Below are 14180 nucleotides of genomic sequence, written 5' to 3' on the forward strand. Positions count from 1 at the left end.
GCCTCCATGTCAAAGACACTCACCGTCGGGGTTGTGCAGCAGCCCGCTTGGCCTGATAAAGCCCAAAGCCTAGCAGCGAGTGAAGAAGGCATTCGCAACGCCGTTAAACAGGGCGCTCAACTGGTACTGCTGCAAGAGCTGCACGCCACCCACTACTTCTGCCAATTTGAAGACCCGACAATCTTTGACCTAGCAGAGCCGCTTGATGGGCCTACCGGGCAGCGCCTTGCCGCGCTCGCCAAAGAGCTGGATATTGTGCTGGTCGGGTCGCTGTTTGAACGCCGCGCACCGGGGCTATATCACAATACCGCGGTGGTTTATGACCGCGCGAAAGGCCGCGTCGGGCAGTATCGCAAAATGCATATTCCCGATGACCCAGGGTTTTATGAGAAGTTTTACTTCACGCCGGGTGACCATGATAGCGCCCGCAAAGAAGGCTTTACGCCCATTGAAACCTCGTTAGGCCGCCTGGGTGTGCTGGTCTGCTGGGACCAGTGGTACCCTGAAGCCGCACGGCTAATGGCCTTGGCAGGCGCTGATTTACTGCTCTACCCCACGGCAATCGGCTGGGATCCCAACGATGACAAGGCTGAAAAAAATCGGCAAAAAGATGCCTGGACGGTGATTCAGCGCGCCCATGGGGTGGCCAATGGTTTACCGGTATTAGTCGCCAATCGGGTGGGCTTTGAGGCAGATCACTCCGGCGTCGGCGATGGCATTCAGTTCTGGGGCGGTAGTTTTGTCTGTGGCCCTCAGGGTGAGCTATTGGCCCATGCGGGGGAAGAAACCGAGCAGTTAGTCGTGACACTCGATATGGCACGTAGTGAGAACACGCGGCGTATTTGGCCCTATCTACGTGACCGTCGAGTGGATGCTTATGGTGATCTGACCCGCCGCTACAGGGATTAGGCTTGGCTGAGCTTGCAACACTAGCAGAAAAACAAAACACCTGCCTTGGGTAACCCGAGGCAGGCGTTTTTTAGCAACACACGGCTAGCTACTTCCAGAAATCGCGGATGGAAGCGATACCCTGAGCACCCACGGCGCGGGCGTGGTTGGCATCAAAGCGCGTCATGCCACCCAATGCGAACACCGGCATACCCGCGCGCTCGACCAACTGTTGGAAATCATGCCAACCAAGCGGTGCCACCTCAGGGTGGGACGGGGTGGTTCGCAGCGGCGAAAGGCTAACAAAATCACAGCCTACCACCGCCGCCTGAGTAAGCTGCATCTGGTTATGAGTCGACGCTGACAACCATTTATTTTCAGCAATTGGGCGGCGCTCAAGCTGCATCAAGCGCTCGCTGGTCAGGTGAATACCGTCCGCATCAAGGTGATCAAGCAACGTTGGCTCCCCATTGAGCAGCAACCGCGCACCGTGCTCACGGCATAACGCAAGGGCTCGCTGGGCACGCGCAAGATATGCAGTTTCGTCCAACTGCTTAGCACGTAATTGCACCAAGCGAACGCTGTCTTCACTCAGTGCACGCTCTAGAAATGCATCGAAGCGTGCTTCATCAGGCTCTTCACCGGTTATCAAATATTCGGTGGGCAGCCTAACCGCGCGTAGAATCGGCAAATTTGCCGCTGGAAAAGGATAGTTAGACAGCTCACTCATCGGTACCCAGCGCACCGCCTGCCCTTCGCGACCAAAGGGCTCACCAGCAAACTCATGCACCTGCCATACATCAAGCAAAATGTGCTTGTCGGGGTACTCGTGATGGACGCGAATCAGTGGCTGAGCACAAACGATTTCAATGCCCAGCTCTTCGTGTAGCTCACGCTTCAAGCCTTCAAGGCCAGTTTCATAAGGCGCCAATTTGCCGCCCGGAAATTCCCATAGCCCGCCATGATCAACGTTTGATGGCCGCCGAGCGATCAACACTTGCTTTTGATCGGCGCTGATAATCGCAGCTGCCGCGACGTGAACCCGCCGTTTTACCTTTACGCTCATATACTCGTTACGCCTTTATCTACTGCGCGCACCAACATCAATAGCGTCGGTGCTATCTGCTACGTTTGCCCATCACCACTGCCAGCTAATACTTTCCTAGCGGTTATAATAGCTAACTGCGGTAATCCGCGTTGATAGACACATAGTCATGGGAGAGGTCTGAAGTCCATACCGTGGCACTCTCGTCGCCGCGCCCCAAGTTAATGCGAATAGTAATTTCTGACTGCGCCATTTCGGCACTTCCAGCGGCTTCGGTATAGCCTGCGGCGCGGCCGCCGTGCTCCACTAAGCGCACCTCACCTAAATCAATCACCACTCGGTTCACATCAAAGTCATTCACAGGGGCGCGACCAACGGCGGCCAAAATACGCCCCCAGTTAGCATCTGATGCATAAAGTGCTGTTTTGACAAGCGGTGAGTGGGCGACGGTGAAAGCCACATCAAGCGCCTCTTCACGGCTTTTGGCCTCACCTACTTGAAGAGTAACGAATTTGGTCGCGCCTTCAGCATCACGAATAATCGCCTGCGCCAGCTCGGTCATTACGCGCTGCAAGGCATTGCGGAACACAGCCACCTGCCCTTCATCGGCTATGCGAGCGCCTGTGCCGGTCGCTGCTAACATACAAGCATCATTGGTCGAGGTATCACTGTCCACGGTAATGCAGTTGAACGAGCGATCGACGGTCTCACGCAGCAGACTATCCAGTAGCGGCGCTTCAATAGCGGCATCGGTCACCACAAAACCCAGCATGGTAGCCATATTGGGCTTGATCATGCCCGAGCCCTTGGTGATACCGTTAATTGTTACCGTCTGCTCACCAATTTGCAGCGTAACGGTCGCGCCTTTAGCACGCGTATCAGTGGTGAGAATGCCCTGGCCTGCCTGCTCCCAGGCAGCACTGTCGCTTGAGAGTGACTCAAGCGCGGGTGCCAGTCCTGCTAAAAGACGCTCCATTGGCAGCGGCTCACCAATCACGCCAGTTGAAAATGGCAATACATCGACCTCAGATACACCGAGCTGCTGGGCAAGTGCTGCGCAGCTAGCGCGTGCGTCACGCAGGCCTGTTTCACCGGTACCCGCGTTGGCATTGCCTGTGTTGATTAGCCAGTAGCGCGGTGAACGCCCCTGCTCGCGACACTGCTCAATATGCTGTTTGGCCACCACAACGGGCGCGGCACAAAAGGCATTACGGGTAAATACGCCAGAAACGGTTGCCGTTTCAGGTAACTCAATCACCACTAAATCACGGCGATTCGGCTTTTTAATACCCGCCATTGCAACCCCCAGGCGCACCCCATCAAGGGGGGCTAACGCTGGAAAAGGAATGCTTCCTACCGCCATGATTATCTCCTTTAAACAAGCGCTGAGTTAGGCACTGTCTCAAACAATGCTTCAAACAGGGTCTTAAACATTATCGCCGTTAGCTTAGTTTTCCACAGCACTGCTTATATTTCTTACCCGAGCCACAAAAGCAGGGATCATTACGGCCGACTTTCGGCCCTTCACGGCGTACCGGGCGGCCATCAACAGCAGGTGGCTCTTGTGAGGCCGCTGAGGCTGACTGCTCATTGGTCGGGTCGTCATGCCGGGTGGCCGCAGAAGCCGTTTCACGCTCAAGCGCTTCTCGACGCTGACGTTCAAGGGCATCAACTTCCTCAGGCTGGCGAACCTGAACATGGCTAAGAATCCGCGTAACGTCTGCCTTAATATTCGTTAGCAGATGTTGGAAGAGCTCAAATGATTCACGCTTATACTCTTGCTTAGGATTCTTCTGGGCATAGCCGCGCAGATGGATACCGCGACGCAGGTGATCCATCGACTGAAGGTGCTCTTTCCAACGGGTATCAAGCACTTGCAGCATGACCTGCTTCTCAAAGCGACGAATAAGCTTTTCACCCGCCGCCGCAATCTTGGCTGCATAGGCTTCGCGATGCATGGTTTGCAGTCGTTCGCGCAACTGCTCTTCGCTGAAGCGCTCATCCTCCGCTGCCCACTTAACCACGGGAGCATCAAGATTAAATTCTGTCTTGAGATGCGCTTCCAGGCCAGGCAAATCCCACTGTTCTGGCAGGCTTTGAGGTGGCACATAGTCACTGATCGACGCTTCCATTACCTCTTCACGTATACCAATCACCGCGTCCGCGACATCGTCTGCGGCAAGGATTTCATTACGCTGTTCATAGATTACGCGGCGTTGATCGTTGGCGACATCATCGTACTCAAGCAATTGCTTACGAATATCGAAGTTACGTCCTTCCACTTTCTTCTGGGCACGCTCAACGGCATTGGAAACCATTTTATGTTCGATAGCTTCACCGCGTTCAAGGCCTAGCGCCTGCATTAGGCGCTTGACGCGGTCAGAGCCGAATAGGCGCATCAGGCTGTCTTCTAGGGACAAGAAGAAGCGCGTCGATCCTGGGTCACCCTGACGCCCTGCACGGCCACGCAGCTGATTATCAATACGGCGTGATTCATGACGCTCAGAACCTACTACGTGCAAGCCACCTGCAGCCAGTACACCGTCATGGCGCGCCTGCCATTCAGCCTTAAGCGCATCAATCTGCTCTTGACTGGGGTTCTGCAGCTTGGCGGCTTCGGCCTCCCAGTTCCCCCCCAGCATAATATCGGTACCACGACCGGCCATATTGGTGGCAATGGTAATCGCCCCTGGGCGGCCCGCTTGGGCAATGATCTCGGCTTCACTCTGGTGCTGCTTGGCGTTAAGCACGCTAAATTGAAGCCCAGCCTCACGCATCAGATTGGCGAGATACTCGGATGTTTCGATAGAGGCGGTACCTACTAATACAGGTCGTCCAGCTTCCGTCTCCGCTTTTACATCTTTGATAATCGCTTCATACTTCTCTTCTGCGCTCAGATAGACCAAATCGTTAAGGTCTTTACGAGCCAGCGGACGGTTGGTAGGAATAACCACTACGTCCAGGCCGTAGATCTGGCGGAACTCAAAGGCTTCCGTATCGGCCGTACCGGTCATCCCCGCCAGCTTTTCATACAGACGGAAGTAATTCTGAAAGGTGGTCGAGGCTAGCGTTTGGCTTTCGCGCTGCACCGTGACACCCTCTTTGGCCTCTACGGCTTGATGTAAACCTTCCGACCAACGGCGCCCCGGCATTGAGCGTCCGGTATGCTCGTCAACGATCACCACCTGGCCTTCGGAGACGATATAGTCGACATCGCGGTTATAGAGATAACGGGCACGTAAGGCCGAGTGCATATGTTGAAGCAGGTTAAGGTTTTGCGCCGCGTAGAGGGAGTCATCCGCACCTAGTAAGCCTTCGGCGCGCATCAGCTCTTCAACTTTATTATGGCCCTGCTCTGTCAGCTCGACCTGCTTCTGCTTCTCATCAACCAAGAAGTCACCGACGACTGCAGCTTCTTCATCCTCGATCTCTTCACCCTTTTCAAGCTGCTGGGCTAGTCCATCAACGATTTTATAAAGATCGGTATTTTCATCGACTGCCCCGGAAATAATCAGCGGGGTACGTGCTTCATCAATAAGAATCGAGTCGACTTCATCGACAATCGCAAAATGGAGTCCACGTTGCACTTTATCTTCTAACGAGAACGCCATGTTGTCGCGCAGATAATCGAAGCCAAACTCGTTATTGGTGCCGTAGGTAATATCGCACTGGTAAGCGTGACGCTTCTCTTCGCCGGTTTGACCCGAGAAGATGACACCGATGGTTAGGCCTAAAAACTCATACAACGGACGCATCCACTCAGCATCTCGGCGTGCCAAGTAATCGTTCACCGTGACAACATGCACGCCCTTACTCGTCAACGCATTAAGGTAAACAGCAAGCGTGGCAACAAGGGTTTTACCCTCACCGGTTTTCATTTCAGCAATACGGCCACGGTGCAGGGTCATGCCCCCCACCATCTGTACATCAAAGTGGCGCATGTTCATAACGCGCTTACTGGCTTCACGTACGATGGCAAACGCAGGCGCCAGAAGGCTATCAAGTGACTCACCGGCATCTAAACGCTGACGCAGCTCAGCCGTTTTCCCCTGTAGTTCAGCATCACTCAGCGCCTCAAACTCCGCTTCTAGCGAATTGATTTGCGGCACATTTTTGTGCATGCGCTTTACTTCGCGGTCATTTTTAGAGCCAACGACTTTACGTAATAAATTATTAAGCATGAAATATCCAAGTATTCACGAGCGACCCATCGGGACACGCCCTGTTTCGAGAAAGTGAGTGTGTTATCGACTAACTCGATAGGAAGGTGGACCACGTTGAGTCAAAACATCGTGAGCCGCGACCAGCATGACCATTGGGGGCAGCCAATTAAATAAGTGCCGAACAGGAGCAAAGCACTTAGGATGCTGGAACCAGCGGCGCAAAGCGCGGCGTTTTTTGGCGATCCAATGAGATTGGGCACGTAAAATAGCAGGCACCCAAAAACAGATCGTAACGCTGCGCTCACCGCTACGAAAAGCATCGGCGTGACCTAAGCTAGCAGGTAAGAGGCAGCTCACTAGCAGGCCAGCCAGCCACCAACGCGCTATACCATAACGGCGTTGACGCCGTGGTATAGCAGACTGAGTTTCATGCGTTGGTGACATGCTGTAGACCGGCTCCTGAGCGTGGTAAAATCGGCTAATTGGTCATCGGCCAGGATTGCCGACATCCTCATTAGCGGTACCCTAAGATATCGGTACCCTAGGAATTAAGCGTATGAGTATAAAGGTTAAGCGTTCTCACGCACAGCCCATTGCCCGCTTGCTCTCAAAGTCCGGCGATATTAGTCAGTTAATGCGCCTATCTCGCTTGATCGATCAGGCGCAGCGGCATTTGCGTGCGCATTTACCCGAAGAAATGCGCGAGCATATTTTTGTTGGTGGATTTCGCGAAGGACGCTTAACACTAATTAGCGGCCAAGCCAGCTGGTTAACCTGGTTGCGTTTTGAACAGCGTCGCTTATTAGAGCTGCTTCACCAGCTACCTGGGTTTGAAGGTGTTAATGGCTTCACTTTCAAGGTGCGGCCTGTGCGCCCTATTGTGGCCCCGGCGCGAAATACTCGCAGCCTATCAGCTGATGCGGGTAAAACATTAGCTGAGTGTGCAGAGGACACTACCAATCCTGCGCTTAAACGGGCGCTTGAGCGGCTTGCCTCTCATGCGCAGCCGATTAAATAGCAAACTAAAGAAGCTGATTTTTTAAATATGCTTTCTATCTAACAGCCTCAGAATACATAAAGCACCGCATTGGCGGTGCTTTATGAAATTAAGCAGAATGGCTCAGTAACTTTCAAAAGTGCTTCTAGCGAGGTTTAAGCTCATGCCATTGCGGGTGCTGCATAAGAGATGGGGGCAACGGCCTTTTCATCTTCAAAGGTGACGATTTCATAGGCATCAGGCTGTGCCATAAGCTCACGGCAAAGCTGATTATTCAGTGCATGGCCGGATTTCACACCCCGGAATTCACCAATCAGGCTATAACCCAGCTGGTATAAATCACCAATGGCATCCAACACTTTATGCTTAACAAACTCATCTTCGTAGCGCAGACCGCCTTCGTTAACGATACGATAATCGTCGACCACGATGGCATTATCTAAACTGCCGCCAAGCGCTAAATTGTTTGAACGTAAAAACTCTAAGTCACGCATAAAGCCAAAGGTTCGCGCGCGCGATACTTCTTTAACGAATGACGTGGTTGAAAAATCAATCAGTGCCGTCTGCTTCTGCTGCTCAAAAACAGGATGGTCAAAATCAATCGCAAAAGAGACCTTAAAGCCCTGGTGAGGCAGGAAAACAGCTTCTTTATCGCCATCGGTTACGGCAACACGATGCTTTATGCGTATAAACTTCTTCGCGGCATCCTGTTCTAAAATACCCGCAGACTGAATCAAGAATACAAACGGGCTAGCGCTACCATCCATAATGGGCACTTCAGGCTCACTAACATCTACGTAAGCATTATCAATGCCTAGTCCGGCAAATGCTGACATTAAATGCTCAACCGTTGCCACTTTAACCCCGTTATAGGAAAGCGCCGTGCACAACTTGGTATCTTCAACCAACTCAGCGCGTGCAGGCACATGAGCCACGGGTTCCAGATCGGTTCTAACAAACACAATCCCTGTATTAGCTGGCGCCGGACGCAAAGCCAAATGAACTTTTTTACCAGAATGCAAACCCACTCCGGTAGCGCGAATGACGTTTTGAAGGGTGCGTTGTCTGATCATGGGCAGTGGGCTAACTCTAAAGACGGTGATTACCGCGAGGAAAAAAGTTATCAAACAGTGTTCACTTTAACAGCTAGCGAGCGTTTTAGCCAATAAAACGCTCGCTAGCTATTGCAATGAGCCTGATAAAGAGGGTCAATCCGCCTGACGGCGTAGAAACGCGGGGATATCCAAATAGTCGTCGGCTTCAGTAGTGCGACGTTTTTCAGGACGTGGCTTGGCAGCCGCTTCTGGTGCTTCAGAGCGCGCGATTGCCTGCTGACGCATGACTGTAGGCTGCTGCAGCTTGCGATAATCAGAGGACGATTCCGCCGCCGAACGGCGTGCAGGTTCTCGTGCAGTGGTTTTAGGTTTGTGGCCATCCAAACCAGCGGCTACAACCGTTACCCGCAACTCATCTGACATTTCCATATCAATGGATGTACCCACGACGATAGTGGCATCCGGAGAAGCGAACTCCTGCACTGTGGCACCAACATCATTGAATTCGCCAATCGACAAATCGGGACCAGCAGTGATATTGACCAAAATACCGCGCGCACCATGAAGATCGATATCTTCCAAAAGCGGACTACGGATCGCTTTCTCAGCGGCTTCACGTGCACGATTTTCGCCCGTTGCACCGCCAGTACCCATCATTGCCATGCCCATTTCGGACATAACCGTGCGTACATCGGCAAAGTCGACGTTAATAATACCTGGGCTGGTAATCAACTCTGCAATGCCTTGAACGGCGCCTAACAGCACATCGTTAGCGGCACTAAAAGCGGTAAGCAGCGTGGCATTCTTACCTAGTACTGAAAGCAGCTTTTCATTCGGAATAGTGATTAACGAATCTACATGCTCGGAAAGCTCTTTCATGCCCTCTTCAGCGGCACGCATGCGCTTTGGCCCTTCAAACGGGAAGGGACGCGTCACAACAGCAACGGTAAGAATACCCAGTTCTTTAGCAACCTGAGCAACCACCGGCGCACCACCTGTACCAGTGCCCCCGCCCATACCGGCCGTGATAAACACCATATCAGCGCCTGCTAGCAGCTCAGCAATGCGCTCACGATCTTCCATTGCAGCTTGACGTCCCACGTCAGGATTGGCACCTGCGCCTAAACCTTTAGTGATTTCGCTACCCAGTTGCAATACGGTTTTGGCTGCACATCGCTTAAGCGCCTGAGCATCCGTGTTAGCGCAAATAAACTCTACGCCTTCAATATTGCTTTCGACCATGTGATTAACAGCATTGCCACCGCCACCGCCAACGCCAACCACTTTGATGACCGCACTGCTCGAGGGTGCGTTATCTACCAATTCGAACATAAGCCCCGTCTCCTGAACCGCGCTTGCGGCCCTGTCAGAAATTTCCTTTGAACCAGCCTTTAATTCTTGCCAGCGCCGAATGGTCTTCCTTGATATCACGCCGGGCAAGCTCGTTGCGACCCTTATGGGCCGCAACAACTCCCCCGTGGCTTTTTAGGCCTTGCCCATGACGCGTTTCCTGCAAGGCATAATGCAGCAGACCAACGCCCGTCGCATAAATCGGGTTACGAACGACATCCGCCAAACCTCTTACATTCTGCGGACATGCGATGCGAACAGGCATGTGGAAAATCTCTTCCGCCAACTCGCTAACACCTTCCATACGCGAGGTACCGCCGGTAAGCACTATTCCGGCGGCCACCATGTCTTCATAGCCACTACGGCGTAATTCATCTCTTACTAGCGTAAACAACTCTTCGTAGCGCGGCTCTACCACTTCGGCTAATGCCTGCCGTGATAAATCTCGCGCTGGACGGTCACCTACGCTAGGAACTTTAATCATTTCATCGCTTGCCGCTAAATGCGTTAACGCACAAGCGTACTTAACTTTTATCTCTTCAGCATGCTGCGTAGGCGTTCGCAATGCCATCGCAATATCATTGGTCACTTGGTCGCCAGCGATAGGAATAACCGCTGTATGACGAATGGCTCCTTCAGTAAAGATAGCCATATCCGTGGTGCCGCCACCGATATCCACCATACATACGCCAAGCTCACGCTCATCTTCAGTCAGCACGGCCATACTTGAAGCGAGTTGCTCCAAAATAATAGCATCAACCTCTAAACCACAGCGTCGAACACACTTCTCTATGTTTTGGACTGCGTTTAATGCAGCCGTTACCAAATGCACCTGAGCTTCTAAGCGGACGCCTGACATACCTAAAGGCTCACGAATGCCGCCTTGGGCATCAATTGAAAACTCTTGAGGCAGCACGTGCAGCACACGTTGGCCTTCTGAAATAGCACGCGCACGAGCAGAATCAATAACACGTTCAATATCGGAAGGGGTCACTTCACGCTCTTTAATAGCGACAACGCCATCAGAGTTCATTGAACTAATATGACTACCCGCTACGCCAACATATACCGAGTGAATATCACAGCCAGCCATTAGTTCAGCTTCTTCAACCGCGCGCTGAATAGACTGCACCGTCGATTCAATATTGATCACAACACCACGCTTCATGCCACGCGAAGGGTGCGAGCCAATACCGGCAATTTCAATTCCGCCGTCATCGGTAGGTTGACCGACTATCGCGACGACCTTGGACGTTCCAATGTCCAGCCCGACCACCATATTGGATGCGTTGGGTGAGCCTGCCATGAGTCGGGAAATCTCCTTACGTCATTTTATAAAGTAAATAGTTAGGGAAGCGCTTAATCGAATGTTTAACAATGAAGGCGCGGAACCCGAAATAATCAGTAGTATTTTTCAGACACTTGCTAAGCACAAATAGTCGAATTAAAAAATCACTTAACCTTTGTATGGCCCATAGTATAGAAACAATAGTCGGAATACGACTAGTCCTAACCTACAATATTAGGCTTTGAACGCAAATTAAAGCCGATTATTGGCTTTTTCATTGAGGGCGACCACTTACTTTTACTCCTTATTTGCATCAAGTAATACAACTGTTACTCATCTTGCACATCAAATTCACTTTCTCCATGCCAAGCGACAGCAACGCCGTTAGGATAACGCAGATCAATATAGCGAATCTGCTCTCCAAGACGATACAGCTCCCTTTGCCATGAAGCCGATAAGCGCGCCAAACGGACTTCATGCTGACGCCGCCCCAGCATTACCCAAGCGCCATCATTGAGCTGCAGCCGCCAAGCCCCGCGTGGTTCTAAGCGCAGTTGGGTAAGTTGCAGCGAAAGCTGCTCAAAGTGAGGGCCAAGGCGGTGATAGTAGCGCAGAACTTCTTCACTGCTGCCCACCGGTCCTGCCAAGTCTGGAAGGCCTGATGGTGGCGTAAGCGGCGCGAAAGCAAAAGGCTCACCTTGAGGATTAAGCAAAAAGTCATCATTCCAGCGTGCCACGGGCTCTTGTTCAATTAATTCGAATACCAGTGCATTAGGCCATTCGCGCGAAATACGTACTTCATGTAGCCAGCCAATCTGCAGTGCACGACCGCGCAGTTCACCGAGGTCTGCTGATAACCATGTAGCATCAACCACTAATGGTGCAAGCTGAGTACGCAAATAATCGGCGCTTACATACTCCCACTCACCACGAATGGAGACCCGCTCAATCGGGCGATCCAACCAAAGCCAAAGCGCACGGCCACCCGCACCCATCAGCAATGCCAGTAAGATGAACCCCAGCCAAGCGTTACGCTTTTTCATGCGGTGAACTGCTCGCCTGCGGAGGTGAGTATTTGAATCACGAGATCATCAAAACCAATGCCTGCATGTGCAGCGGCCTGGGGCACCAGGCTATGATCGGTCATACCAGGAACGGTATTGACTTCTATCAGCCAAAATTGCCCCTCGTTATCACGCATCACATCAACGCGCCCCCATCCTACCCCACCAACAGCTGCAAACGCCTGTTGGCAAAGCAGTGCAAGTTCAGCCTCTTGATCGCTGGGCAAACCACAGGGCAAATGATACTGGGTGGTATTGGCAATATATTTAGCTTCGTAGTCGTAGAACCCACCGGGCACCTCCACGCGAATAGCCGGTAAGACCTGGCGGCCTAATAAAGCAACGGTATACTCCTCGCCTACCACAAAGCGCTCCGCCATTACCCGCGCATCAAACTGTGCCGCTTCATAATACGCCGACTCAAGCGCAGCCTGACTTTTAACGATACTGATACCCAGCGTGGAGCCCTCGTGAACAGGCTTAACAATTAACGGCAACCCCAGCTGTGCCGCCACCGCTGACCAGTCTGCGTCAGCATCCAACATAATGCTTTCTGGGGTAGGCAGCCCGGCGGCGCTCCATACCTGTTTGGTACGCTGCTTATCCATCCCCAGCGCAGAGGCCAGCACGCCACTACCCGTATAAGGAATATTAAGTAGTTCTAATGCACCCTGCAGTGCTCCATCTTCACCACCGCGGCCGTGTAGAGCAATAAACACGATAGCGGGATTCAACTGTTCTAAACCAACTAAACCATTATCACGTGGATCATAGCCACAGGCATCCACGCCCTTACGCTGAAGCGCCTCAAGCACCGCCGCACCGCTTTTAAGCGACACCTCACGCTCTGCGGAGGTACCACCGTAGACAACAACGACTTTCCCGAACTGCTGGGCTTGGGCCATTTCTGTGCTCATAGCTCCACCTCTTTCATTGCTAATTGCGCCTGAGCCAAACGGAGGGAAATACCACCAACATCGCCAGCACCCTGAGTAATTAAAATATCACCAGGCCTTAACACATTGGCTAACAAGGTAGGTAGCTCTTGCTTATGCTCGACAAACAACGGGTCTACTTCACCGCGCTGACGGATAGAGCCTGCCAGCGTTTTACCTTCGGCACCTGGAATAACCGCTTCACCGGCACTATAAACATCGAGCAATACCAGCGTATCGACTTGCGAAAGCACCCGCACGAAATCTTCGTATAAATCGCGAGTGCGGCTATACCGATGGGGCTGATAGAGCATGACTAAGCGACGCTCAGGCCAACCGGCACGAACTGCCTGGATAACCATATCGACCTCACGCGGGTGGTGGCCATAGTCATCCACCAGCATGATGTCGCCGCCACCTTGGGGTGCGGGAAAGTTACCATGCACTTGGAAGCGGCGCCCCACTCCGGCAAAGCCAGCCAGCCCACTCAAAATGGCGGCATCGCCCACACCCGCGTCGGTCGCCACGACAATCGCTGCCATTGCATTTAACGCGTTGTGGCGACCCGGCATTGCCAAGCGCACATTTAACGGCGCTACTTTGCCAGGACGCAGAGCGGTAAATGAAACCTCTCCTTCCTGCTGAGCAAAATCCACAATCCGATAATCAGCATCGCTATCAAAGCCATAAGTCACAAACTGACGTTTAACCTGCTCACACAGCACCCGCACATGCGGGTCATCAATGCACAGCACGGCTAGCCCATAGAACGGCAAATTGTGCAGGAACTCAATGAAGGTGCTTTTTAAGCGCTCAAAATCACCGCCGTAGGTCGCCATATGGTCAGCGTCAATATTGGTAACAATTGACACCATTGGCTGTAAATGCAGAAAAGAGGCGTCAGACTCATCGGCTTCGGCAACTAAATAGTCACCCTCCCCCAAACGGGCATTAGCACCGGCGCTGGTTAATTTCCCGCCAATTACAAACGTAGGATCAAGCCCACCTTCAGCCAGCAGCGTAGCTGTTAAGCTGGTGGTGGTAGTCTTACCATGGGTACCGGCCACGGCAATACCATGCCGAAAACGCATTAGCTCAGCGAGCATTTCCGCGCGACGGACCACCGGAACACGATGCTCGTGCGCCCAGCGAATTTCAGGGTTAGTTTCGTCAATGGCGCTAGAAACCACCACCACATCGGCACCTTCCACATTGTCCTCGGTATGACCGATGGCCACACATACGCCACACTGGCGCAACCGCTCTACCACCGATGAGGACTTCATATCGCTACCGCTAACGGTATAACCTTGATTAGCCAGCACTTCCGCAATACCGCACATCCCTGCGCCACCAATACCGACAAAATGAATGCGTCGAATACGGCGCATACCA

Annotated in this window: 11 protein-coding genes; 2 read left to right on the top strand and 9 right to left on the bottom strand. The window is 52.5% G+C overall.

The window, feature by feature from the left end:
• Positions 1–6: 6 nt before the first annotated feature.
• On the top strand, positions 7–909 hold the full coding sequence (locus tag ACQKE4_RS05015; protein WP_427387184.1) for a carbon-nitrogen hydrolase: 903 nt from the start codon (positions 7–9) through the stop codon (positions 907–909).
• 88 nt (positions 910–997) lie between these two features.
• Here the strand turns inward: ACQKE4_RS05015 and ACQKE4_RS05020 are convergent, their stop codons facing one another.
• From ACQKE4_RS05020 to secA, 3 genes are all read right to left on the bottom strand, one after another.
• Positions 998–1954 carry a Nudix family hydrolase gene (locus tag ACQKE4_RS05020; RefSeq protein ID WP_427387185.1) on the bottom strand — a complete coding sequence of 319 codons (957 nt, stop codon included), beginning with the start codon at positions 1952–1954 and terminating at the stop codon, positions 998–1000.
• Between the two features lie 112 nt (positions 1955–2066).
• Complete coding sequence (gene argJ, locus ACQKE4_RS05025) at positions 2067–3296, bottom strand: bifunctional glutamate N-acetyltransferase/amino-acid acetyltransferase ArgJ (RefSeq protein ID WP_427387186.1); 1230 nt, start codon at positions 3294–3296, stop codon at positions 2067–2069.
• A 79-nt stretch (positions 3297–3375) separates the two neighbouring features.
• A complete protein-coding gene (gene secA / locus ACQKE4_RS05030) occupies positions 3376–6114 on the bottom strand; it encodes a preprotein translocase subunit SecA (RefSeq protein ID WP_427387187.1) in 2739 nt (912 codons plus the stop codon).
• Between the two features lie 538 nt (positions 6115–6652).
• Between secA and ACQKE4_RS05035 the strand changes: the two genes are divergently transcribed.
• A complete protein-coding gene (locus ACQKE4_RS05035; RefSeq protein WP_427387188.1) occupies positions 6653–7114 on the top strand; it encodes a DUF721 domain-containing protein in 462 nt (153 codons plus the stop codon).
• Positions 7115–7254: 140 nt separating this feature from the next.
• Here the strand turns inward: ACQKE4_RS05035 and lpxC are convergent, their stop codons facing one another.
• The 6 genes from lpxC to murC form a co-directional block, all read right to left on the bottom strand.
• Positions 7255–8166 (bottom strand): UDP-3-O-acyl-N-acetylglucosamine deacetylase, encoded by a 912-nt coding sequence (gene lpxC, locus ACQKE4_RS05040; protein ID WP_290837338.1) that lies wholly within the window; start codon positions 8164–8166, stop codon positions 7255–7257.
• 135 nt (positions 8167–8301) lie between these two features.
• Positions 8302–9480, bottom strand: a complete 1179-nt coding sequence (ftsZ, locus tag ACQKE4_RS05045) for a cell division protein FtsZ (RefSeq protein WP_427387189.1) — start codon at positions 9478–9480, stop codon at positions 8302–8304.
• Between the two features lie 34 nt (positions 9481–9514).
• Positions 9515–10804: a cell division protein FtsA gene (gene ftsA, locus ACQKE4_RS05050; RefSeq protein ID WP_427387190.1), complete on the bottom strand. Its 1290-nt coding sequence runs from the start codon at positions 10802–10804 to the stop codon at positions 9515–9517.
• Positions 10805–11115: 311 nt separating this feature from the next.
• Entirely contained in the window at positions 11116–11829 is a 714-nt protein-coding gene (locus ACQKE4_RS05055; RefSeq protein ID WP_427387191.1) for a cell division protein FtsQ/DivIB, read from the bottom strand.
• Positions 11826–12767 (bottom strand): D-alanine--D-alanine ligase, encoded by a 942-nt coding sequence (locus ACQKE4_RS05060; RefSeq protein ID WP_427387192.1) that lies wholly within the window; start codon positions 12765–12767, stop codon positions 11826–11828. Before ACQKE4_RS05060 ends, ACQKE4_RS05055 begins: the two co-directional genes overlap by 4 nt.
• Positions 12764–14176, bottom strand: a complete 1413-nt coding sequence (murC, locus tag ACQKE4_RS05065; RefSeq protein ID WP_427387289.1) for a UDP-N-acetylmuramate--L-alanine ligase — start codon at positions 14174–14176, stop codon at positions 12764–12766. The genes ACQKE4_RS05060 and murC overlap by 4 nt, the downstream gene beginning before the upstream one ends.
• Positions 14177–14180: the final 4 nt, after the last annotated feature.

The sequence above is a fragment of the Halomonas sp. NPDC076908 genome, from assembly GCF_050269715.1.
GTDB lineage: Bacteria > Pseudomonadota > Gammaproteobacteria > Pseudomonadales > Halomonadaceae > Vreelandella.